The organism is Pseudomonas sp. VEM90, from assembly GCF_054611535.1.
This window is the reverse complement of sequence record NZ_JBTRAR010000013.1, coordinates 145,824-167,671: the sequence shown is the minus strand read 5'-3', so window position 1 is coordinate 167,671 and position 21,848 is coordinate 145,824. Positions and strand designations below refer to the sequence as shown.

Sequence of the window (21,848 nt, the reverse complement as noted above, 5' to 3'; positions counted from 1 at the left end):
ATATCCTTGATCATTCACCGTCGCAGCCGCCACCGCATTCGCGGGCAAGCCCGCTCCTACATCGACCGGTGGTGTCGCCACGTTGTAGGAGCGGGTTTACCCGCGAATAGGCCGGACCTGCCGGCCAATATCCTTGATCATTCACCGTCACAGCCGCCACCGCATTCGCGGGCAAGCCCGCTCCTACATCGACCGGTGGTGTCGCCACGTTGTAGGAGCGGGTTTACCCGCGAATAGGCCGGACCTGCCGGCCAATATCCTTGATCATTCACCGTCGCAGCCGCCACCGCATTCGCGGGCAAGCCCGCTCCTACATCGACCGGTGGTGTCGCCACGTTGTAGGAGCGGGTTTACCCGCGAATAGGCCGGACCTGCCGGCCACTATCCCTGGTCATTCACCGTCACAGCCGCCACCGCATTCGCGGGCAAGCCCGCTCCTACATCGACCGGTGGTGTCGCCACGTTGTAGGAGCGGGTTTACCCGCGAATAGGCCGGACCTGCCGGCCACTATCCCTGGTCATTCACCGTCACAGCCGCCACCGCATTAGCGGGCAGCTTGCCCGCGAACACCGGCGCAGCCGGTTTCATCCAACTCAGCGACCATCGACCTGTACGCAAACGTCTCTGCCATCGATTGCCATGCATGGCCAATTGTCGTTGATGTAATGATCCGGCTTAAAGCACACCCGTTCATCGTTGACCCAGAACATCTGCCAACCGGAGCCCGAGATCCTGAGCTTCGGGCACGACCAGTAGTCCTTTGCCGAAAGCGTGGCTGTGGTCAGCGCAATCATTGTCGGAGCAACGATAACCATCAGCACAACTGTCAGTTGCAGCGAGCGTAGCTGGAGCCCTTGCAGCCAAGAGGTTTTCGGTGGGTCAAACTTCCGACCGGTCCATGCGGCGATCAGGCTGGCAACGATCAGGCAAGGCCCCAGGGGAATGAATGCAATCATGAAGAAAGCTTTGAGTGGTGTTTCCACGACCGGGGCATTACGGTAGATCCGGCCGTAGAGGGGCACGATATCTGTCCATAAGGCGTACACCGCCAGTGCTCCCATGGCGAGCATGGACAGCATCAGACCGATGGCCGTAAGCCGGAAAAGAATAGGGGACCTTACGTAGAGTTCGGGATGGTCTTTCATGTGTGCCTGAGCATTCCCTGGCTGCCGCGGATCAAACCGGCATGGCTGAGCAACAGGTTCAGCACGTTATCACAGGACCAGGCACTGGACCTTTGCCGATGCCATGGTGCGCTGGTACCGGCAGGGTGAAAACCGCGTCAACGGCCGTTGCTTCGACATCGGCAATGTCACCCGCGCAGCCTTGGAAGGCTGAGAGGCCCAGGGGGCCTGACTGGATGGGCATCATCAAGGCCTCGACCGCAGGCAATGGTATCGTTGATACGCCAATGGCTCCGTTACCCAATTCATTCTCAAAGAAATCCCATGATCGATCTAAGAAGCTCAAACGCATTGCTGGCCGACTACGTGCGACGTTATGCGCATCTGTCGCCGGAGCCCTCCCGGCCGTTGCAGCAGCGGATGGACTCCACCTTGCAGCCTGATACGCCGGCGGCGCCGGCGGTCAAGCCAAGCTGGCTGCATTCCAGAGCCTGCACATTGACCGCGGAGCAGGCACTGGACCGCGCCAGGGGCGCGCTGCTTGGCCTGGCCATCGGCGATGCGGTCGGCACCACGCTCGAGTTCCAGGCCCGCGACAGGGGGCAGGTGAGCGACATGGTCGGGGGTGGCCCGTTCAACCTTGTTGCGGGTGAGTGGACTGATGACACCAGCATGGCGCTGTGCCTGGCAGACACGTATGTGAGCAAGGGCAAGTTCGATTACGCCACCTACGCAGATGCCTTGGTCCGCTGGTACCGGCGCGGGGAAAACAGTGCCAACGGTCGTTGTTTCGATATCGGCAATGCCACGCGCAATGCCCTTGAAGGCTGGCTGCGCGAGGGTATTACCTGGCAAGGCAACTATGACCCCTCGACGGCTGGCAATGGCTCCATCATCCGCCTTGCGCCTACGGCAATCTTCCGCCGGCACTCGCTGTCGGCAAGCTGGTGGGAAAGCGTCACGCAAAGCAGCGTGACCCACAACGCCGACGAGGCAGTGAACTGCTGTCAGCTGTTTGCGGCACAGCTGCATCTGGCGCTCAACGGTGCAGACAAGGAAGAGGCCCTGGCCCCAGCGGTGCGTTCGTTGCGGCCTCGCCCGATGATCATCAATGCGGGCGAGTACAGGCAAAAGAGCCGCGAACAGATCCGCTCCTCCGGCTACGTCATCGATACCTTGGAAGCGGCACTGTGGGCCGTATGGAACACCGACAACTTCAAGGACGCGATCCTCCTGGCCGCCAACCTTGCCGATGATGCCGACAGTGTCGCGGCCACCGCCGGCCAGTTGGCGGGTGCGCTGTACGGCGTGTCCGGCATGCCGCCGGAGTGGGTGGAGAAGATTGCGTGGTCGCAACATATCCAGGAACTGGCAGCCAAGCTCTTCGATCTCTCGCCGCAGCATGATGAACTGGACGCATTGCTTTATTGCCAGCCTTGACGGTTCGGGTAGAAACTGTGAAGTACGCCACGAATCGAAACCAGAGGAGCGCTTCGCGTCACGTACCTGAGGCAGGAGCCGTATGCGGTAGTTCCGCACGTACGGATCTGTGCGGGGGGTGGCAGCGAATCTTCTGCTTGACTGTTTCGGTGTTCATGGTCAGTCCTGATTGGGGTAAGGAACTGCACCACTTCACCGCAGCGTAAGAGGGCGCCACTCATTTGTTGGTAGGGTCAAACGGTCATGCAGTGTCGGATTTCGTCAGCATTTATCTATGTGGCACTAGATGGCCGTGCCCCGATTTTTTCCCGGCTTGATGATTAATAATTCATCAAGTTGTCTTTTGCGGCATTTTATCACGAAAGCCAGCGCCGCATCAGGATCATCCATGAAGGCATTAAATGTAGCTGGAGCAATGGCGTAATACTCTTCGTAGTCAACCATGCCGTTGCTGACGGGGAACGAAACGTAATACTGACTAGCGTCTTCTTCGATGCCGATTGAGTACATGTGCTGACGACTGATGAAAAGATCTTTGAATTTCATAGGGGGCCTTCAAAAAAGGGAGCGGTATTGAACCTCTTGGCGGCAATACTCGCCGCGTCTATGACGACTTCACTGTTGCCGTCAGGTAGCTTGCCACCAGGGATCCAGAATTCGTTAGCACCGGCTTCATTTCCCGATGGAATCCGCAGATTCAACTGCTTCGGATCAGGGATGTCTACCGGGACCAGTGCATTGGTATCAAGGAAATTCTCAGGCTAGCCAAGGGCTTGCTCCAACGCGAGCTTGTCACCTGCTGTCTTGGCAAGTAGTTCGGTTGCTTCGTGGCCTGGCATTATGAACGACGTACCATCTCTCTGTGCGATGCCGTAGTTCTCAAGGTTGGTCTGGGTCATGAAGCGTGAGGCGCCATTTTGGAATTGGGCCAAGTGTTGCGCGACATAATCTGGATCTAGATAGGTGGTGGGGGTCGGGCCTTTCGCCTTTGGCGATCGCAAGAATATCCTCTTCGGTGAATCTAGGTTTGTATCTGGGTTCTGGCGGCTCAACAGCCTTGTGCGATAGCTCGCGAGAGCGTTCGTTGGCAAGTAGTGGTTCAGTCTCTGCACGCCTGGCGCGCCTTGAGCTTGTGCAGGGTAGGGGGCTCGCCCCCGGACAGCTCGATACGAAACTCGGCGAAGGCGTGCTCGAGATCGGCATACTGCTGCAGCCCTTCTTCGGTGAACAGATAGCTTCCGGGGATGTCACGCCATTCCATCGGGGTGCGGATCCGCTGCTGCTTTGCCGCGTTCAACAAGAGCGTCAGCTCTACACTCAACTTCATGGCGGCCGGGTCGTGTGACTTCAGCCGGTCAATGATGACACGCAGCGCTATCGATTTTTGCCGGAGTGCGTAAATGTCCATCGTGGCTCAGTCTGCTGGGTGTAGGGTTTATAGCTTTCGTCAGTGACTGCGCCCGATGTTCAGTGGCTGGCCTGATCGAACGTCGGCAATCAATCGGGCAGTTGAATTTTGAGGCCACGAGCCGATTGGATGGCTACGTAATAGGCGTCTTTCAGTGCTCTGGCCAACTCGGGGTCATTTTCTTCGAATTCTTTCGAGGCAATGGCACCGATACTGAGTTGGTGGAGTTTCGATTTATCTTGCTCACGCCCTTCGAACACGGCTTTCACATAGTCAAGTTGGTTTAGTAGCATGCCATAAATGGGGTAAGCGGGGCAGGCCTTGTTCCGCTGCGCGGTTATGTCGATAGCCTTCTGTACATAGCCGAGGGGGGGTGGGTTTCATAATGCACCTGGTGTTATCAGTTTGAAGAGCTCGCGTTGGCCAGAGGTCATCTGCCGAGCACCGCCAATGGCGTTATAGGGTTGGGAAGGAACGGACCAGGTATCCAGTACCGGTGCCGAGGTGCTCCTCAGCAGCGTGACCTTCTCAGTGCTCTGATAGACGTTCACGATCTTGGGCACGATGGTTTCCGTTTTATAGATCTGGCCAAGCGGGTTGATCCCCAGTTGCCCTGGCACCACGTCAGGGGTAGGAGAGTACCGCATGCCTTGCCGGCCGCCGGGCATCTGGAATTGCCAAAGTGTCTTGCCCCGGTTGATTGTTTCCGTGAAGACTGGTTGAGTGAAGCCCAAGCCGTTCATGTAGCCTTCGTAGTCGGCAGGCTTATAGCCCTGTGACTTGAAGAAGTTTACAGCAGTATTTGCTCCATCTTTCTCTAATCGTGTTTTTTATTTTTGGCTTGGAATTTCTTAAAGGAACTCCACTCCTCTCCATCAATCAATGCCATGTAAAATTCTGCAAATAACTGACTGAGATTACGATCGTCCTGTAAGTTGGTTTCCGGTAAGTAGCGGTAACCAGGTATGTCTCTAGCCTCCATGGGGGCATGAATTTTTCCATTTTCAGCTTTTAATAAGAGGCCGCGTAGGGTGTTGAGCATCAGCTTCGCATCGGAATTTTGATCTTCGAGAGCCTCAAGTTTTTCACGAAGCGCTGTAGCGGTAGCCCTCAGTGTGTGCGTGTTCATTGTCTATCCTAGTTATCAATAGTGCCTATGAGCTTGGTGGCCGACCACTCATTACGGTTAGGGGTAAGATATTGAAGTGCGCCACCCACCCTGTCAATGTTACCTCCAAATTCGGTGGTAGGCGCGATCTTGCTGACAAAAACCTCTGTTGGTTTAAGTGGCGTCATTTCAAAAATTGAATATTTTGTAGCCTCACTGCCCAGCGGTAACCCTAGGCTATCAGCCAGGGTTCGGCTTCCCTGCGCAGCAGACTGCAGCTCCTCCATAGTGGTGAAAAATGGAGAGTAACGGCTTGGCTCTTGTCCCACTGGCACGATTTTCACGAGGGGCGAATCTATGATGGACAGTTTTGGAGTGTTACTGCCCGAGCCTATCTGGGAGATGGCTCGGCTGAAAATGTCCATGTCTGATGCTTTGGGGTCTGCGGCACGTAGCTTTTGCAGATATAGCTCACCATCAGGGGTGTCGAGATACTCATTAATCTGTTTGTTGCTAAGGCCTCGGGGTGCAAAAGTCTCTGCATATTTTAGTTGTTGATCGTGCGCTACAAAGTCAGGGTCCTGTTTCGCATAAAATTCTCGCAAGCTCTTTGGCTCGACCTGGCTGATGGGAGATGGTTCTTTAACTTGCAACTCCGGCTGCGCCAACAGCTTCTGCTCATTCTTCGCCAACCAGGCCGCCAGCTGCTTGTTGGACATTTCCGCCTGCAGCCGGGCACTGCGTATGGCGGGCGTTTCCATATTCCTCTGAATGCCCGCCTTTATCTGCCCGCGGGTCAGGTAGGTTACAATGGCCGTCAGCAGCAGCAACACCAGTTGCTCCTGGCCGCGGGCCAGTTGGCGCGCCGCACGCTCGACACGCTCCTGGGCCTGCGCCGCGGAACCGCCGCTCGGGTCCAGGCCAACGGGCTTGAGGCCATCCTCGGCGAACCAGGCCGTGGCCATGCCTTGCTGAAGGGTCGACAGGCAGGCCGGCAGGCCCTGATAAAAATACTCGGCGATGGCGGACAGCCCCAGGCCCATGAGGATCAGGTTGCCGACCTGCAGGCCAATGCCGGCGCCGGCCACCGCGCCCGGCGCCGCGCCGACGCCAAAGGCGAACGCCCCGGCCACGCCACCGGCGAGCGAGCCAACCGCCACACTGCCACCGAGGATCATCGACACCTCTTTGACCAGTTGCAGCAGTACCGGCAGGATTTGCTCGATACCTATCGAGGACCACTTGCGCTTGAGGTTGTCCTGAATGATCGGGTAGGACAGGGCCATGGCCTGGCGCACGTTGTCGATACGCTGGCCACCGAGGTAGCCATAGGCCTGGTTGGCGCCATTGCTCACTCGGCGGCTGAAACCGTCCCAGGCCTCATGGGCGCTGTTCAGGCCGCTGTCGACGCTCTGGTTGAGCTCGCTGAATTTCTGCTCGAGATTGCGTTCGATGTCTCCCCAACTGGGGATGTTGGCTAAAAGATCCATTTTCGCTTCACTGTCCATGGAAGTGGCGGCGCTCGGCGGCGAGCGCAGCATGTCGCGTCAGACCTCAGGATGGGTGTGAAGTCCGGCGGAGAGCCCATTGTTCTCATGACAGGCGTGCGCGGCAATGATGGCAATTGAGCATCGCTGCACGGCTTTGTGGCTGACCGCATCCCGCAAGTGCTATTACGGCCGCGTTCGCAATGGCCATTTGCCGGAATTGGCCAGTGGCGAAAAATTTGAACCAATCCACGTTATGAAACATTTTTCTCCGCCAGTGGACCTGATGCATCAGGTAGCGAGACAGTTCGAGTGGGAGCTGTCAGGCATGGGCGCTGATCGACACCTCAAGAACCTTCTGCGACGGGCCGTTCTGCGATTGTCGGGGGCGCTTCCGGGCGCCAGTGAGGAAGATGAGGGATGGCGATATGACATTGCCTTGCAGGGCTGTATTGCCCGGTTTTCCTAGGCCTGTAGTGAGTTGACAGGGCAGCTTTTGCCGGTGTTTCCTTTGGGCCTTTCTGCCTGCCTGGCATTCGGAAATGTGAACCCTGTCGCATTTATTTCAATGCATGATGGCACTTTCCTTTCTGCAGGCAGTCGCATGATTCCGCAAGCACGCGCGTTATGCGCGCATGCAGAATACGCCCGCAAGATCAGGGTTGCAGCTGAGCATCGCAAGCGCGTGCTGGCCGTGTTTTCAAGGAGATTTCGCATGATCATGGACTTGGCCTCCGCGCTGCTGTCGCCACAGAACCGCCGCCTGTTCAAGTTTCACAACCTGGCCAACCCCGAGCAGGAGCTGCTGCTGGAAACCTTCAAGGGCACAGAAGCCCTGTCGCGGGCGTTCAACTACGAACTGCTGCTGGTCTGCGAAGACTCCGGCGTGCCGCTCAAATCCATGATGGGCCAGCACGTCAGCATCGAGATCGAACTGGCCGAAGGCGGCCCGCGGTACATAACCGGCTACCTCACACGCTTTGCCAGCATCGGCAGCGACGGCGGCATGGCGCGCTATACCGCTACCCTCAACCCTTGGTTCTCGATGCTGAAGAACCGCTTCGACACGCGGATCTTCCAGGGCAACACGGTCGAGGAAGTGGTCACCGAAGTGTTTGCCCTGTGCCCGGCGTTTTCCCGCCACGAGTTTCGCCTGACCCGGCCACAGAAGCGCTACACCTACATCACCCAGTACCGCGAAACCGACTTCAACTTCGTCCAGCGCCTGCTGGAGGAAGAGGGGATGTTCTACTACTTCGAGCACACCGCCGAAGGCCACACCATGATCATCTGCGATGACTCCAGCACGCTGGTGGCCATCCCCGAGCAACCGCAAATCCGCTTCCACAGCGCCTCGGTCACCGAGACCGCCGACTCCATCACCCAGTGGAGCGGCAACCGTCAACTGCAATCCGGCAAGATGGCCACGCAAACCTTTGACTACCGCCAACCGAACAACCGCCTGCCGGTGGCGCTGAACAGCGTGAACAAGCAGGGCGATGTCGAGAACTTCGAGATCTACGACTTCCCCGGCCAGTACACCCACGGTACCTATGACGAAGGCGAAACCCTGCTGCGCCTGCGCATTGAGGCGCTGGAGCTGCGCGGCAAAAAGTTTGAAGGCGCCAGCAACTGCCGGGCCATGAAGCCGGGCTACACCTTCGAACTGCTGCAGCACTACATCCACGACCAGGGGCCGGTAGAAGACCGTCAGTTCCTGCTGATGAGCGTGGAAAGCGAAGGCCACAACAACTACCTTACCGGCCAGCAGGCCAGCTACTTCAACACCTTCAGTTGCGTGCGCAAGAAGATCCCGTTCCGCCCGCAGCTGAGTACGCCCAAACCGACCATTGCCGGCCCGCAGACCGCGATCATCGTCGGTCCACCGGGTGAGGAGATCTTCACCGACGAACTGGGCCGGGTGAAGATCCAGTTCCACTGGGACCGCAATGGCAAATACAACGATCACAGCTCTTGCTGGGTACGTGTCGCCCAATCCGGTGCCAGCGGTGGCTTCGGCAGCATCCAGATCCCACGTGTAGGCGACGAAGTGGTGGTGGTGTTCCTTGATGGCAACCCGGACCGGCCGCTGATCATGGGCAGCCTGTACAACAGCACCAACACCCCGCCATGGTCGCTGCCGGCGAACAAGACCCAGAGTGGGTTCCTGACGCGGTCGATGAAGGGCGACGGCGGTACCGCCAACTTCTTCCGCTTCGAGGACAAGGCCGGCGCCGAGCAGATCATCATGCATGCCGAGCGCAACATGGATACCGAGATCGAGCTGGATGAGACCCACGATGTGGGGAACAACCGCTCGATTACTGTTGGCGGTACGCACACCGAAACGGTCAAGAAAGACACCGTGGTGCAAGTGACCGAAGGTTCCTACACCCTGCAGGTCGACAACCAGTTCATCCAGGTGGCCGCCAAGCAGCACATCATCCTGCAGGTGGGCGACAGCAGCATCACGCTGACCCCGGAAGGCATCGAGATCAAAGGCAAGGTCATCGTGACCACCAGTACCGACACCACCCAGATCACCGGCGCCGCAGTGCGGATCAACGACTGAGGCAAGGTTTATGTACAAGCCCTCGATCTACGACCGCATCTCCGCCAGGCGCGAAGCGCAAGAGGAGGCTGTGCGGCTGGCCAGTCTGGCGGAAGCTGCTCATGTGCCGGAGCCTGTGCCCGAGCCGGAACCGGTGCCAGCCGTGTTGCAGGATGTCGCCAGCGCTTTCACCTTCGCAGGGTTCTCCTTGCAGTTTCCGCTCGGCTTTCGTTTTCGCGACATCCAGACCACCCTCGAGCATGAAGGCGAGCCGGTCAGCCTCAGCATCCGCCGCCGTGATGTACGCGCCAGGCAGCCGCTGGAGCAACTGTTCCAGAGCGCAGTCGAGGCTTTGCGCGAATTGAACCCGCAACTGCGCGTGATTCGCCAACGTGACTGCCTCCTGGCTGGGAACCCGGCCAAGGTCGTGGACTTTCACTTCAATGCCGGCCACGAGCCTCGGCACGGTCGCCTGGTCGGCGCACTGGTGCCCATCGCCGGCAGCGATTCGCTGCAATGGCTGGATATCTCCAGCGTGATCGACCCCAGCAAGCCCGGCCTGAGCCAGTGGCTGGCCGAGTTCGACCGCATGCTCGATGGCTTCGCGCAGGGCTGACCCCGATTTTTTCGCTATCAGGAATTTTCATCGCATGGATTACGAATTACAGGAAGGCGGCATTGCGCTGCCGGCAGGTTTCGAGGACCGCACGGTCAACATGTTCGTCTTGGGTGCCAGTGTTCCAGCACCCTTGAGCATCACCATCTCGCGTGACACCTTGCTGCCGGACGAAGCGCTGCAGGCCTATGTCGATCGCCAGGTCAAGCTGCTCACCTCCAAGCTGCGCGGCTACACCCGCATGGGCAACAAGGCCGTCACGCTCTCGGTTACCGCACCCATTGCCGGCATCCAGATCGACGCCTATTACATGAACCAGGGCCGCCCGCTGTACCAGCGCCAGGCCGCCTTCATCATCAGCCCCGGGCGTGCCCTGATCTTCTCCACCACTGCACAGGCCGACTTCAGTGCCCAGCAGAACCAGGACTGGGACAACCTGTTGGCCAGCTTCACCCCGCGTGCCCCGTCCGAGACCAGCGCCGAGTCCGGCGAACAGGAGTAACCCCTCATGTTCGAAGCGGCCAGGTTCGGCGACGAGATAGCGCACACCAGCGCGCTGGGGGGCTTCCTGATCGGGGCCGCCCTGGGGATTGCGCTGGTGGCCACGGTGGCCATCGCCACGTTCACCTGCGGGTTCGGCGTGGCCTTGCTGGCCGGCCTCGCAGCCGGCATCGGGGGCAGCTTGCTGACCGCCGCCGGAGAGGCGATAGGCAGTATGTTCTCGTCCCCCTCAGGGACGATAACCACTGCCTCACCCAACGTGTTCATCAACAGCCGCAAGGCCGCCCGCGTCGAAAAAAGCATCGGTGCCTGCGACAAGCACCCAGGGCCGGTGCAGATTGCCGAAGGCTCGACCAACGTCTTCATCAACAGCGTCGCCGCCGCGCGCAAGGGCGACAAGCTGACCTGCGGCGCCACCATTTCCGGTGGTTCGGACAACGTCATCATCGGCGGCGGCACCTACCGTTACCTGCCCGTGGACGATGAAGTCCCGGAGTGGCTGCGCACCACCGTGGATGTGCTGATGGCCATCGCCGGTGCCGCAGGCGGTATCGCCCAGCTGATCAAGGCGGGTACCCAGGCCGGCATGAAAGCCGTCATGCCTTGCGCCCTGAAGTTCACGGCCGGCTTCGTCGCCGGTGAGGTGGCCAGCCGTTACGTAGTCGAGCCCGTGGCCCGCAAGGCTATCGGCGGCCTGGTCGGCAACCCGGTCGACCTCACGACGGGCCGCAAGCTGATCCCCGATGAAATCGACTTCAGCCTGCCGGGTCTGATGCCGATCGAGTGGTCGCGCTTCTACGCCAGCGACCTGACGGTCGACAGCGTACTCGGCCGCGGCTGGGTGCTGCCCTGGGAGCAGAGCCTGCGCCGCCAGGGGACATTCATCTACCTCACCGACAACCAGGGCCGCGAAGTCCCGTTCGTGACCCTGCAACCGGGGCAGCGCATCTACAACCCGCACGAGCAGGTGTACCTGGTGTGCACCGAGGGCGGCCACTACATCCTGCAGACCCTCGACAACCTGTTCTTCTACTTCGGCGAAGTGCCAGACACCAACACCGAAGTACCGCTGCAGCGAATCGAGAACGTCCTCGGCCACTTCCTGCACTTCACCCGCACGCCCGACGGCACACTGACCGACATCAGCGCCACCGGCGGCACCCGCGTGCATCTGCACTACGATAACCCGCTGGGTCGCCTGACCGACATCAAGCGCGTGGTGAACAACGAAGCGGTGGAAACGCTTACCCAGTACCGCTACGACGAACACGGCCAGCTGAGCGCGGTGATCAACCGCAACGGCGACACCGTGCGCAGCTTCAGCTACGCAGACGGCCTGATGGTGACCCACAGCAACGCGCTGGGGCTGGGCTGCCACTACCGTTGGCAAACCCAGGGCGACAGGCCACGCGTAGTCGAACACTGGACCAGCGACGGCGAGCACTACCACTTCCGCTACGACCTCGATAGCCGCACCAGCTGGGCCACCGACGTACTTGGCCGCGAGTTGGAAGTGCAGTACAACGCCGACCACCGCGTGGTCGCCAGCCGCGACTATGGCGGCGAGCGTTACGCCATCGAGCTTGACGAACACGGCAATATGGTTGGCCTGACCTTGCCGGACAGTAACCGCCTGCAATTCAAGTACGACGAATTCTCCCGACTGCTCGAAGAGACCGACCCGCTGGGGCGCAAGACCGTTTACGAGTATCACCACCTGACCACGCTGGTGACTCAGGTCAGCTACCCGGATGGCAGCACTTGGCGAGCGCGCTACGACGACAAGGGCAACCTGCTCGCCGAATTCGATGCCCTCGGCCAGATGACCGAGTACCTGAACAGCGATGACGGCCTGCCGCACACGATCATCGATGCGACCTACAAGTCCAAGTACCTGTGGTGGAACACCCTGGCCCAGGTCGAGCGCTACCAGGACTGCTCGGGCAAGAGCACGTACTACCGCTATGACGAACGCCAGCACCTGGTGGCGGTGACCGATGCGCTGAACCAGACCACCACGCTGGCGCGCAAGCCCGACGGTGAAGTGCTGCGCATCAACCACCCGGACGGCACCACGGAAAGCTTTGCCTACAACGTCTACGGCCAGGTGCTCAGCCACACCGACGGCAAGGGCCAGACCACCCGCCTGATGCGCACCGCCCGTGGCCTGCCGAGCAGCCGCCAGGATGCCAAGGGCCAGCGGGTTCGCTACGAGTACGACAAGGCCATTCGCCTGACCGCGCTGGTCAACGAGAACAACGCCACGTACAGCTTTGCCTACGACGCTTCGGACCGGCTGAGCGAAGAAGTGCGGGTGGATAACCTGACCCGGCGTTTCAGCTACAACGTCGGTGGTCATCTCACACGACTGGATGAGATTGGCTATGGCGAAAATGCCGAACGGCCAGAGCGCCATACGCTGTTCGAGCGTGATGCCATTGGCCGCTTGGTCGCCAAGATCAATCGTGATGCGAGCCAGACATTCGCATACGACGACGGTGACCGCTTGCTGAGCATCGAGCGGCAACCAACCGAGATCGGCAAGCAGCTTGGGATCACGGAAGAAAAGCTTGAGTACACCTACGATCTGCTCGGCCGGCTGACCCAAGAAATCACCCCCGATGGGACGCTAGCCTACGAGTACGACCCACTCAGCAACCTAACCACGCTGACCCTGCCGGATGGCCGCAAGGTCAACCACCTGTACTACGGCAGTGGGCACCTGCACCAGTTGAACCTGGACGGCCAGGTCATCAGTGACATGGAGCGCGATGACCTGCACCGTGAGGTGTACCGCACTCAAGGCAAGCTCACCAGTTGCTTCGGTTATGACGCCATGGGGCGCAAGGCCTGGCAGTTTGCCTCGACCTTGCCGGCCGACAAGCTTTCGCAGGTGCACAACACCGGCATCAATACCTCGTTGCTGGTCGAGCACGCCTACAACCCGATCCACCGCCGTTACCAGTACGACCCGGCCGGTGAACTGGTGCGTACCCTCGACAAGCTACGCGGCGAGATCAAGTACGAGTACGAAGCCAACGGCCAATTGCGCAGTCGTGATACCGGCTCGTTGATCGGCAGCGAGGAATTCCGCTACGACCCGGCAGCCAACCGCCTGGACTTCAATGCGCGGCAGTTCGACAAGGTCAAGGACAACCGGATCAAACAGTGGCGGGATCAGGAGTACCGCTACGACCCGTGGGGCAATCTGGTCGAGAAACGCTCGGGGCACAGCAAGCTGCAGCACTTCAGCTATGACTGTGAGAACCGGCTGGTGCGGGCGGAGACGTTGGTCAATGGCAAGCTGGAAAGCCAAGGCGAGTATCGTTACGACAGCTTGGGGAGGCGAATAGCCAAGCAGGCTGAAATCAATGGCGAGGTCGAGCAGAAGCGCTTTCTCTGGCAAGGGCTAAGGATGCTGCGGGAGGAAACGCCTGGGCAGAGCATCTTGTACCTGTACGAGCCGGGTAGCTATGCGCCGTTGGCGCGGGTTGATCAGGTTGAAGGGGAAGAGCAGAAGGTCTATTACTTCCATACTGATCAGATTGGTACGCCGCTGGAGCTGACGGACAGCCTGGGTGAGGTTGTTTGGCAGGCGACGTACCGCTCTTGGGGGGCGGTAGAGCAACTGTCTGCTAGTAAGATTGAGCAGAACTTACGCTTTCAGGGTCAGTACTTCGATGGCGAAACGGGGCTTAACTACAACATCTACCGATTTTATGATTCTGAATCAGGTCGCTTTATTACTCAAGACCCGATCGGGCTAACGGGTAGTTTGAATCTATATCAGTACGCAGTGAATCCTATGATATGGATTGATCCTTGGGGATTGACATGCTCGACTGATGCTAAAGCACTTAGGGCTAATATGGTGGCAGCGGGTAAGTCCGAGCCTGCGTTTAAGAACTCGGCGCACCATATTGTCATGTCTAACTCGAGTGATGTGAGAATGGTGGCGCTTCAAACTAAAATGGAGCGCTTGAGGATAGATATCAATGCTGCGGAAAATGGCATTTTCCTACCCTCGAATAGTAAAGTTAAGCTTCCTCCTGGCAGCACCTTGCCCAATCATGCAAGCATTCACACCAATGCTTATAAGCAGAAGGTCTTTGATCGCTTGGGCGATATAAATAACAGTGGTGACTTCTTGAGTGAGTTGAACAAGATCAACTCTGAAATTGCCCTCGGAATATTCTAGGCTGGATAAAAGCATGAATAACTTAAAAGATCTTGAAAGAAAATATCTAGAAATTGAATCGCGAGCTGAGGAGGTCCTGTCTTCTTGTTTGTCTGAGGCTTTATACAGATCGAGAAGAATAGTAATAAGCAAGGGGCCGCTATATAACGTCAGCCCATATGAAATCGAGCGGGCCGGATTTAAAAAAGGAAAAGCCTTGAAGAAAATTCCAGCTCATATAAAAAATACTCATCTGTATCATTTGGATGAGTATGACAAAGTGGTTTTTGTGGAGATTTATGGGCAGTCTGAAAAAATTATCAATAAGGAATTCTACCGCTATAGCGGCGGAGGTATTGAGCGGGTCCATTTTACCAGCACCGGAAAACTTAGGAATATCTCGATTTCATTGCTTGAAGAGGGAGCGGTGGTGAAAGATATGAATTGGGGTCAGTACGGATGCAGTGAGTCAAATTATGTCTACGCTGATAATCGCCTAGAAAAAATACATGTTCGGCAAAAAGAGCATATTGAATCTGCATTTAGTGACTTTGAAGTGAGCTTTAAATATGAGTCCGGCGAGTTGGTGAGTATAATAAATGTCTTCCCTAATGGTTATGAAGAACAGCGATTTCCTTGACGTAAATGCAAGGTCCAGACCTCACGGTTGCAGTGTAGTTCGCGTGAACAGCCGCCAGCACGCCAAGAGCCAGTGGATTCGCTACTAGCATGACAAAGCGCAGCGCCTGACCGCACTGGTCAACGAAAACAACGCCACGTGCAGCTTTGCCTACGACGCTTCGGACCGGCTGAGCGAAGAAGTGCGGGTGGATAACCTGACCCGGCGTTTCAGCTACAACGTCGGTGGCCATCTCACACGACTGGATGAGATTGGCTATGGCGAAAATACCGAGCGGCCCGAGCGCCATACGCTGTTCGAGCGTGATGCCATTGGGCGTTTGGTTGCCAAGATCAACCGTGATGCGAGCCAGACATTCGCATACGACGACGGCGACCGGTTGCTGAGCATCGAGCGGCAACCGAGCGGGATCGGCAAGCAGCTTGGGATCACGGAAGAAAAGCTTGAGTACACCTACGATCTGCTCGGCCGTCTGACCAAAGAAATCAGCCCTGCCGGCACGCTCGGCTACGAGTACGACCCACTCAGCAACCTGACCACGCTGACCCTCCCGGATGGGCGCAAGGTCAATCACCTTTATTACGGCAGTGGCCACCTGCACCAGTTGAACCTGGACGGCCAGGTCATCAGTGACATGGAGCGCGATGACCTGCACCGCGAGGTGTACCGGACCCAAGGCAAGCTCACCAGTTGCTTCGGTTATGACGCCATGGGGCGCAAGGCGTGGCAGTTTGCGTCGACCTTGCCGGCCGACAAGCTCTCGCAAGTGCACAACACCGGCATCAATACCTCGTTGCTGGTCGAGCACGCCTACAACCCGATCCACCGCCGTTACCAGTACGACCCGGCCGGTGAACTGGTGCGTACCCTTGACAAGCTACGCGGGGAGATCAAGTACGAATACGAAGCCAACGGCCAGTTGCGCAGTCGTGATACCGGCTCGTTGATCGGCAGCGAGGAGTTCCGCTACGACCCGGCAGCCAACCGCCTGGACTTCAATGCGCGGCAGTTCGACAAGGTCAAGGACAACCGCATCAAACAGTGGCGGGACCAGGAGTACCGCTACGATCCGTGGGGCAACCTGATCGAGAAGCGCTCTGGGCACAGCAAGCTGCAGAGCTTTAGCTATGACTGCGAGAACCGGCTGGTGCGGGCGGAGACGTTGGTCAATGGCAAGCTGGAAAGCCAAGGCGAGTATCGTTACGACAGCTTGGGGAGGCGAATAGCCAAGCAGGCTGAAATCAATGGCGAGGTCGAGCAGAAGCGCTTCCTCTGGCAGGGGCTGAGGATGCTGCGGGAGGAAACGCCTAGGCAGAGCATCTTGTACCTGTACGAGCCGGGTAGCTATGCGCCGTTGGCGCGGGTTGATCAGGTTGAAGGGGAAGGGCAGAAGGTCTATTACTTCCATACGGACCAGATTGGGACGCCGCTTGAGCTGACGGATAGCGAGGGTGAGATTGTTTGGCAGGCAACGTATCGCTCGTGGGGGGCGGTAGAGCAACTGCCCGTTAGTAAGGTTGAGCAGAATCTGCGCTTCCAAGGCCAATACTTTGATCAAGAAACAGGGCTGCATTACAATACGTTTCGCTACTACGATTGTGAGCTTGGGCGCTTTGTTACACAAGATCCGATAGGTTTGGATGGAGGATTCAATCTCTATCGCTATGTTTCCAGCCCCTTCACAGGAGTTGATCCTTGGGGTTGGTGCGAGAAGAAAGGTATGGGGGTGAGCAAATCTGGACATCATGTGCCATCGGTGCGAAAGTCGAAAGGTAGACCTTTCGCCGTTTCTAGATCTGATAAAACGCGGCCAACACTATTCCCTAAAGGTGAAAACCCAGAGCATGAACATTGGCTTCTACATGAGGCAGAAAGAGGACCGGTCGGGCCTCGGCAAGGCGATTTCCCAGGTACAGATGATCAACTTTTTGCGGCATATCGTGAGGCTTATAAAGATTTGGATCATATCAAAGTTGATGTCGTTTCGCCGAACGGAGCCCATGTTCTTGGTGAAAATGTGACGCCGCGCGCAGCGGTCGATTTAATAGAAAATTGGCTTAAAGAGGGTGGGCTAAGATGAAAATAGACTCTTTGGATGATTTGAAGTGCATAATTCAGCGGGATGGTTTTTTTGAGGCTGTTGTGTCTAGTGTGAATGATTGGGATGAAGCATTAGATAGGCGTGATGACGATGTCTTCGACTCCGCATGGATCGCTGCATTTGAGGAGTTAAAAAAAATCGAGTACTCATCTGAAAGCGATGAAGAGGGTGTAAGTGATATACGAGAGTATGTGTTTAAGAAAGTATACGGGTTGGTTAATAGCTCGGATGTTGCAGGATATGTTTCGGATGATATAGGGCTGGTGGCTGAGTCGATATCTAAGGTGTGTGATTTTGAGTGGGTGAAAAAGTTATTTGATATTTATTGCGCTGGAGAATTCCCTAATTAACTGATTCTTGAGGCTTTGCGCGTTTTTTCGTTAAAAATCGGAGCGTGGAGGAACGGGTTGGCCAGCACCTGGTCGCGGTAACAGACGCGCTGAACCAGACCACCACGCTGGAGCGCAAGCCCGACGGCGAAGTGCTGCGCATCAGCCACCCGGACGGCACCACGGAAAGCTTCACCTACAACGTCTACGGGCAGGTGCTCAGCCACACCGACGGCAAGGGCCAGACCACCCGCCTGATGCGCACGGCCCGTGGCCTGCCGAGCAGCCGCCAGGATGCCAAGGGCCAGCGGGTTCGCTACGAGTACGACAAGGCCATTCGCCTGACCGCGCTGGTCAACGAGAACAACGCCACGTACAGCTTTGCCTACGACGTGTCGGACCGGCTGAGCGAAGAAGTGCGGGTGGATAACCTGACCCGGCGTTTCAGCTACAACGTCGGTGGCCATCTCACACGACTGGATGAGATTGGCTATGGCGAGAATGCCGAGCGGCCAGAGCGCCATACGCTCTTTGAGCGTGATGCCATTGGCCGTTTGATTGCCAAGCTCAATAGCGATGCGCGGCAAGACTTCGTCTACGACGACGGCGACCGGCTGCTGAGCATCGAGCGGCAACCGACCGGGATCGGCAAGCAGCTTGGGATCACAGAAGAAAAGCTTAAGTACACCTACGATCTGCTCGGCCGTCTGACCAAAGAAATCAGCCCTGACGGCACGCTTGGCTACGAGTACGACCCGCTCAGCAACCTGACCACGCTGACCCTCCCGGATGGGCGCAAGGTCAATCACCTGTACTACGGCAGCGGTCACCTGCACCAGTTGAACCTGGACGGCCAGGTCATCAGTGACATGGAGCGCGATGACCTGCACCGCGAGGTGTACCGGACCCAGGGCAAGCTCACCAGTTGCTTCGGTTATGACGCCATGGGGCGCAAGGCCTGGCAGTTTGCCTCGACCTTGCCGGCCGACAAGCTTTCGCAGGTGCACAACACCGGCATAATAAAAAATCTGTAGAAGCTGCCCTTTGGAGCCCGGGAGGTAAGCATGAAATGTTTCCTGTCTCTATAGCGGCGAAGGCAAAAGAACTAGGTTTTTACCGCTCAGGAGCTTAAGGAAATGACGGTGCCGACTAAAGATATTACTTTTGTGGGTGTAACAGACAAACATGGTAATCCTGTACCGGACGGTCCGCACCATGGTAGTAGAGCGGGAAGGCTGTTCTATAATAAGTTAATTGAAGATTTGAATGGCGCGCAAAGCAAAGCAAAGCAAAGCTCAAGCGCTTAGCGTGATCGATTCACATCACGGCAAGCACATGAAACTAGGAGCATGCTAAATGGATTCTTATGATATTGAGCGGTATGAAAAAGTTCATGTTTGGGTAGGTACAAATTTCTCTTCGGAGGATGACTATCTGCAGTATTTTGAGTTGGACTATTCTGTGGATTTGGATGATCCAGCATATAAGGTTTGTGGGTTTTGCAGAGATATTGGTGTGAGATGGTATGACGAGGATTTCATAGGGATTATACCAAGGAAAGCGGAGGAGGTGAGTCTAGATGAAATCTTGATTGAGTCTGCGGTTGATTTTAGTTGTATTGGAAATTTAAAGGCGGAGTGTTTGAGGCTTGGCATTACTAAGGCTAATGCAATTTTTTGGTATTCCGATGGTGGTACGAATATTTCCAAGCCTCTAAAATCGAATTATAATGGCTTGAAGTATGTGGGATTATATGAGGGTGAATGATAAGCTCGGCATAGGTCCCGAGGAGTTTGGGGTTGGCGTTCTGTGTCAGATTTTTTAGTGTTCGGATCTGATTTCGGATGTGCGGTCATGTATTTTTAACTTAAAGCCCTATTGCAGGCGTTAGATGCTAAAATCTGATCTTTAATAACTAATTGGTTAATTGCTAAGCTACGAGCCGAACTTCCAGGGGTTGAGTGAAGTGGCAAATATTTCAAAAGGAGCAAAGTATTTCACCGAGTGGGAGCTGTACAAGAAGGGGGATATTTTTGTTGGTCCGGCGTTTCGTTCTGCCATGGTAGATAAGGGCGCTAAATTAGAGCCGGAATTACAGCAATATATCAATGGTTTGCTTTTGGGCTATTGAGGTGATATGAAGATGAAATGGTCTGATTCTTTAAGGCTGCGTATTACAAGCGAGCTAAAGGGTTATGATGTGTATTTTTCAGTTGACGATGTTCCTCTTGAAGTCGACTTTCCCAAGCAGTGGCTTGGGTTTGGTTTTCTAGATGGTGAAAAAAGACATATTCCTGTGGAGTGGGCTGATTTTTCTGAGTTTTTGCCTTGGGTAAGCGCGTGGCTCGACAAATGTGTGCTAGGAACTGTTTTGGCAGTGAGTGATAGGCCGTATCTCATGTATGTATATGGCGAGGGTGGTGATTTGTATTTCTATATGGGCGGGGCTCCGCTAGGTGTTGAAGGGTCAGATCTCGATAGTTATCCCAGCCTTCCTACGAGCTTTAGGCAGTTTTATTCAAGATTGCATAATGGCTTTGGGTTTTATATTGGTTGTACTATGGGGCCATCAAGGTTGGAAGATTTTGTTCCAATCAAGGATTTGTGCGATGAAGATTATCCGACGCTTCCTGATATGCTAGGAGTTTTTTCTAGCGGGGCTGGTGATTATTTGGCTTTGGGTGAAGGCCCATTCAAAGGCGAGGCTTTTATCTGGTGGCATGAAAAGCCAGAAAGTCCCACAGAAGGAATCGATTTATGGAATGTGATGGACTCATGGATGTCAATTTTTTTGGAGAACTCTGACTCTAACGAGTATTGTTAGGTATAAATTTTTGCGAGAAGATTGAATACAGGCAGTGCATGCCGTAAGCCAGCGAGCCCAGGGGAAGCGGCTTTGCGCGAAACTTTCAGGTTAGGTGATGATTCGAAGACTATTTCTCGGCTAGCAGTTTCCAGTCGATTTCGTTTTCGCGACCTGATCGATAGAGCATGAGGGCGAGACGATGAATGAGGTTGGTATGTTCTCTAAAGGTGACTTATTGCAGTCCTTTTCTAGTGTAGATGAATTCGCTGGTTGCTATTTTTTTCAGCATAAGCTTCCCAAGGTGGTTTACGAGTATTGCTTGAAAAGCTCAGATGAGAAAGACCTGCTGGTTATATCTGAAGGCTTAAGTGACAGGGCATTTTCGGTGGAGGTTGTTGAGCAAGCGCCTCGCTCTTTGGGTCAGGGCGAAGTTATTATCTTCAATATTTCGCAAAATAAATATGGATTTACTCATGCGTTGGTAGTGCCCAATACATATCATGGCAGCCTGAAAGGACGACTGGAGTCCAAGCGAGATAATCTATTTCTTTGTATTCCGATCCATCGATGTGAGTTTTCGGGAGGAGAGTCTGAGGCTGAATTTAAAGAGATGATTCGGCGAAGCATTCCGGTCTTTCGTTGGGATAGAAACGTTTGCCCTAAAGTTAAAGTATATTTTGACAATCCTGGGGCCGAAGCAGGTACAGAAGAAGCAGGCGTGCTGATGAAGTACCCTACTCTGCTGTCAGAGATAGAGAGCCTCAATGGTGTGGTTAGTGGGTTTATTGAGATAACGAACTACAGAGGGGGTGTGGTGGAGGTCCTTTCACCAAAAAAAGAAGTATTCACTCTGATTCGCAATCGGAAAGATGAGCAGGTGCTCACTCACTCTCGATTGGTCGAGGCAGTGCACGATTTTGTTTTCGCTGGAAATTGAAACTGTTAGGTAGAGTTTCGCTCGCTAAACGGCATACCCTAAGCAACGACCGCTGGCTTTGAGGCGGTCGTATATTTTATTTTGCTCCAACACCGAGCTTGCCAGATCGCTAGTGACTCCTTCGTACCGCTCAAATCCATACTGGGCCAGCACGTCAGCATCGAGATCGAACTGGCCGAAGGCGGCCCGTGCTATACACCTATGTTGGGCAGCATGGCGTCTAGCCCAGCCACCCCGACGGCACCACGGAAAGCTTCACCTACAACGTCTACGGTCAGGTGCTCAGCCACACCAACGGCAAGGGCCAGACCACCCGCCTGATGCGCACGGCCCGCGGCCTGCCGAGCAGCCGCCAGGATGCCAAGGGCCAGCGGGTTCGCTACGAGTACGACAAGGCCGCCTGACCGCACTATTCAACGAAAACAACGCCACGTACAGCTTTACCTACGACTCCAACTCCACACCCATTCCGCTTCTCCCCCCCGACTGGTTCCGCTGGGCGGAACCACATTCGTTTGTGATCCCGCGTCACTCGCGTTTATCTGTGAGCCAAGCACGACCTGCCTCACCTGTCGTGACCTGAAGGCGAACAACAAGAACGGGAAACCACCCGCGCGAGGAG

General features: G+C 56.0%; 19 protein-coding genes and 4 pseudogenes. 16 read left to right on the top strand and 7 right to left on the bottom strand.

Translation table 11 applies throughout. The annotated features are described in order from the left end of the window. Positions 1-594: 594 nt before the first annotated feature. Positions 595-1,146, bottom strand: coding sequence for a hypothetical protein (locus ACYCCG_RS14725; RefSeq protein ID WP_339443093.1), 552 nt, complete (start codon positions 1,144-1,146; stop codon positions 595-597). Between the two features lie 303 nt (positions 1,147-1,449). Here ACYCCG_RS14725 and tri1 point away from each other — a divergent pair, with 303 nt between their 5' ends. After that, on the top strand, positions 1,450-2,565 hold the full coding sequence (gene tri1 / locus ACYCCG_RS14720) for an ADP-ribosylarginine hydrolase Tri1 (RefSeq protein ID WP_339536215.1): 1,116 nt from the start codon (positions 1,450-1,452) through the stop codon (positions 2,563-2,565). Positions 2,566-2,847: 282 nt separating this feature from the next. On the opposite strand, the gene ACYCCG_RS14715 is transcribed toward tri1, so the two are convergent. From ACYCCG_RS14715 to ACYCCG_RS14690, 6 genes and pseudogenes are all read right to left on the bottom strand, one after another. Next, on the bottom strand, positions 2,848-3,111 hold the full coding sequence (locus ACYCCG_RS14715) for a hypothetical protein (protein ID WP_252458799.1): 264 nt from the start codon (positions 3,109-3,111) through the stop codon (positions 2,848-2,850). A gap of 553 nt (positions 3,112-3,664) precedes the next feature. Continuing rightward, entirely contained in the window at positions 3,665-3,973 is a 309-nt protein-coding gene (locus ACYCCG_RS14710) for a hypothetical protein (protein ID WP_176684533.1), read from the bottom strand. 89 nt (positions 3,974-4,062) lie between these two features. Next, positions 4,063-4,314: an immunity protein Tsi6 family protein gene (locus ACYCCG_RS14705; RefSeq protein ID WP_370844348.1), complete on the bottom strand. Its 252-nt coding sequence runs from the start codon at positions 4,312-4,314 to the stop codon at positions 4,063-4,065. A 39-nt stretch (positions 4,315-4,353) separates the two neighbouring features. Beyond that, positions 4,354-4,767 (bottom strand): annotated as a pseudogene (locus ACYCCG_RS14700) (polymorphic toxin type 46 domain-containing protein); the annotation flags it as partial. 23 nt (positions 4,768-4,790) lie between these two features. Then, entirely contained in the window at positions 4,791-5,102 is a 312-nt protein-coding gene (locus ACYCCG_RS14695; RefSeq protein ID WP_459670923.1) for a hypothetical protein, read from the bottom strand. An 8-nt stretch (positions 5,103-5,110) separates the two neighbouring features. Beyond that, positions 5,111-6,571: a DUF6861 domain-containing protein gene (locus tag ACYCCG_RS14690; RefSeq protein WP_459670928.1), complete on the bottom strand. Its 1,461-nt coding sequence runs from the start codon at positions 6,569-6,571 to the stop codon at positions 5,111-5,113. Positions 6,572-6,695: 124 nt separating this feature from the next. On the opposite strand from ACYCCG_RS14690, the gene ACYCCG_RS14685 reads away from it, so the two are divergent. The 15 genes and pseudogenes from ACYCCG_RS14685 to ACYCCG_RS14615 all read left to right on the top strand — a co-directional run. Beyond that, positions 6,696-7,037, top strand: coding sequence for a hypothetical protein (locus tag ACYCCG_RS14685; RefSeq protein WP_459670921.1), 342 nt, complete (start codon positions 6,696-6,698; stop codon positions 7,035-7,037). Positions 7,038-7,283: 246 nt separating this feature from the next. Then, positions 7,284-9,140, top strand: a complete 1,857-nt coding sequence (locus ACYCCG_RS14680; RefSeq protein ID WP_103444332.1) for a type VI secretion system tip protein TssI/VgrG — start codon at positions 7,284-7,286, stop codon at positions 9,138-9,140. A 10-nt stretch (positions 9,141-9,150) separates the two neighbouring features. After that, positions 9,151-9,735, top strand: coding sequence for a hypothetical protein (locus tag ACYCCG_RS14675; protein WP_108191089.1), 585 nt, complete (start codon positions 9,151-9,153; stop codon positions 9,733-9,735). Between the two features lie 34 nt (positions 9,736-9,769). Further along, positions 9,770-10,237, top strand: a complete 468-nt coding sequence (locus ACYCCG_RS14670; protein ID WP_003248404.1) for a DcrB-related protein — start codon at positions 9,770-9,772, stop codon at positions 10,235-10,237. Positions 10,238-10,243: 6 nt separating this feature from the next. Continuing rightward, on the top strand, positions 10,244-14,434 hold the full coding sequence (locus tag ACYCCG_RS14665) for an RHS repeat-associated core domain-containing protein (protein ID WP_459670918.1): 4,191 nt from the start codon (positions 10,244-10,246) through the stop codon (positions 14,432-14,434). A 13-nt stretch (positions 14,435-14,447) separates the two neighbouring features. Next, positions 14,448-15,053 carry a hypothetical protein gene (locus ACYCCG_RS14660; RefSeq protein WP_080756798.1) on the top strand — a complete coding sequence of 202 codons (606 nt, stop codon included), beginning with the start codon at positions 14,448-14,450 and terminating at the stop codon, positions 15,051-15,053. A 46-nt stretch (positions 15,054-15,099) separates the two neighbouring features. Then, positions 15,100-17,133: pseudogene (locus ACYCCG_RS14655) on the top strand (RHS repeat-associated core domain-containing protein); the annotation flags it as partial. After that, complete coding sequence (locus tag ACYCCG_RS14650) at positions 17,130-17,504, top strand: hypothetical protein (protein ID WP_459670916.1); 375 nt, start codon at positions 17,130-17,132, stop codon at positions 17,502-17,504. The pseudogene ACYCCG_RS14655 and the gene ACYCCG_RS14650, both read left to right, overlap by 4 nt. 62 nt (positions 17,505-17,566) lie before the next feature. Next, positions 17,567-18,514: pseudogene (locus ACYCCG_RS14645) on the top strand (type IV secretion protein Rhs); the annotation flags it as partial. A 105-nt stretch (positions 18,515-18,619) separates the two neighbouring features. Next, positions 18,620-18,790 (top strand): hypothetical protein, encoded by a 171-nt coding sequence (locus ACYCCG_RS14640; RefSeq protein WP_274094761.1) that lies wholly within the window; start codon positions 18,620-18,622, stop codon positions 18,788-18,790. 49 nt (positions 18,791-18,839) lie between these two features. Continuing rightward, entirely contained in the window at positions 18,840-19,250 is a 411-nt protein-coding gene (locus ACYCCG_RS14635) for an immunity 22 family protein (RefSeq protein WP_339443206.1), read from the top strand. Positions 19,251-19,449: 199 nt separating this feature from the next. Further along, complete coding sequence (locus ACYCCG_RS14630; RefSeq protein ID WP_339443207.1) at positions 19,450-19,614, top strand: hypothetical protein; 165 nt, start codon at positions 19,450-19,452, stop codon at positions 19,612-19,614. 12 nt (positions 19,615-19,626) lie between these two features. Then, positions 19,627-20,307: a hypothetical protein gene (locus tag ACYCCG_RS14625; protein WP_459670913.1), complete on the top strand. Its 681-nt coding sequence runs from the start codon at positions 19,627-19,629 to the stop codon at positions 20,305-20,307. Positions 20,308-20,488: 181 nt separating this feature from the next. Beyond that, positions 20,489-21,226, top strand: a complete 738-nt coding sequence (locus ACYCCG_RS14620) for a hypothetical protein (protein WP_459670911.1) — start codon at positions 20,489-20,491, stop codon at positions 21,224-21,226. Between the two features lie 227 nt (positions 21,227-21,453). Continuing rightward, positions 21,454-21,683: pseudogene (locus ACYCCG_RS14615) on the top strand (sugar-binding protein); the annotation flags it as partial. Positions 21,684-21,848: the final 165 nt, after the last annotated feature.

Excerpts from the sequence above, each read along its gene's own strand:
- ACYCCG_RS14665 (WP_459670918.1), top strand. The coding sequence starts at position 10,244 with ATGTTCGAAGCGGCCAGGTTCGGCGACGAGATAGCGCACACCAGCGCG.
- ACYCCG_RS14660 (WP_080756798.1), top strand. The coding sequence starts at position 14,448 with ATGAATAACTTAAAAGATCTTGAAAGAAAATATCTAGAAATTGAATCG.
- ACYCCG_RS14620 (WP_459670911.1), top strand. The coding sequence starts at position 20,489 with ATGAATGAGGTTGGTATGTTCTCTAAAGGTGACTTATTGCAGTCCTTT.
- tri1 (WP_339536215.1), top strand. The coding sequence starts at position 1,450 with ATGATCGATCTAAGAAGCTCAAACGCATTGCTGGCCGACTACGTGCGA.
- ACYCCG_RS14715 (WP_252458799.1), bottom strand. The coding sequence starts at position 3,111 with ATGAAATTCAAAGATCTTTTCATCAGTCGTCAGCACATGTACTCAATC.
- ACYCCG_RS14640 (WP_274094761.1), top strand. The coding sequence starts at position 18,620 with ATGACGGTGCCGACTAAAGATATTACTTTTGTGGGTGTAACAGACAAA.
- ACYCCG_RS14625 (WP_459670913.1), top strand. The coding sequence starts at position 19,627 with ATGAAATGGTCTGATTCTTTAAGGCTGCGTATTACAAGCGAGCTAAAG.
- ACYCCG_RS14670 (WP_003248404.1), top strand. The coding sequence starts at position 9,770 with ATGGATTACGAATTACAGGAAGGCGGCATTGCGCTGCCGGCAGGTTTC.
- ACYCCG_RS14650 (WP_459670916.1), top strand. The coding sequence starts at position 17,130 with ATGAAAATAGACTCTTTGGATGATTTGAAGTGCATAATTCAGCGGGAT.
- ACYCCG_RS14710 (WP_176684533.1), bottom strand. The coding sequence starts at position 3,973 with ATGGACATTTACGCACTCCGGCAAAAATCGATAGCGCTGCGTGTCATC.
- ACYCCG_RS14675 (WP_108191089.1), top strand. The coding sequence starts at position 9,151 with ATGTACAAGCCCTCGATCTACGACCGCATCTCCGCCAGGCGCGAAGCG.
- ACYCCG_RS14685 (WP_459670921.1), top strand. The coding sequence starts at position 6,696 with ATGATGGCAATTGAGCATCGCTGCACGGCTTTGTGGCTGACCGCATCC.
- ACYCCG_RS14690 (WP_459670928.1), bottom strand. The coding sequence starts at position 6,571 with ATGGATCTTTTAGCCAACATCCCCAGTTGGGGAGACATCGAACGCAAT.
- ACYCCG_RS14695 (WP_459670923.1), bottom strand. The coding sequence starts at position 5,102 with ATGAACACGCACACACTGAGGGCTACCGCTACAGCGCTTCGTGAAAAA.
- ACYCCG_RS14725 (WP_339443093.1), bottom strand. The coding sequence starts at position 1,146 with ATGAAAGACCATCCCGAACTCTACGTAAGGTCCCCTATTCTTTTCCGG.
- ACYCCG_RS14635 (WP_339443206.1), top strand. The coding sequence starts at position 18,840 with ATGGATTCTTATGATATTGAGCGGTATGAAAAAGTTCATGTTTGGGTA.
- ACYCCG_RS14680 (WP_103444332.1), top strand. The coding sequence starts at position 7,284 with ATGATCATGGACTTGGCCTCCGCGCTGCTGTCGCCACAGAACCGCCGC.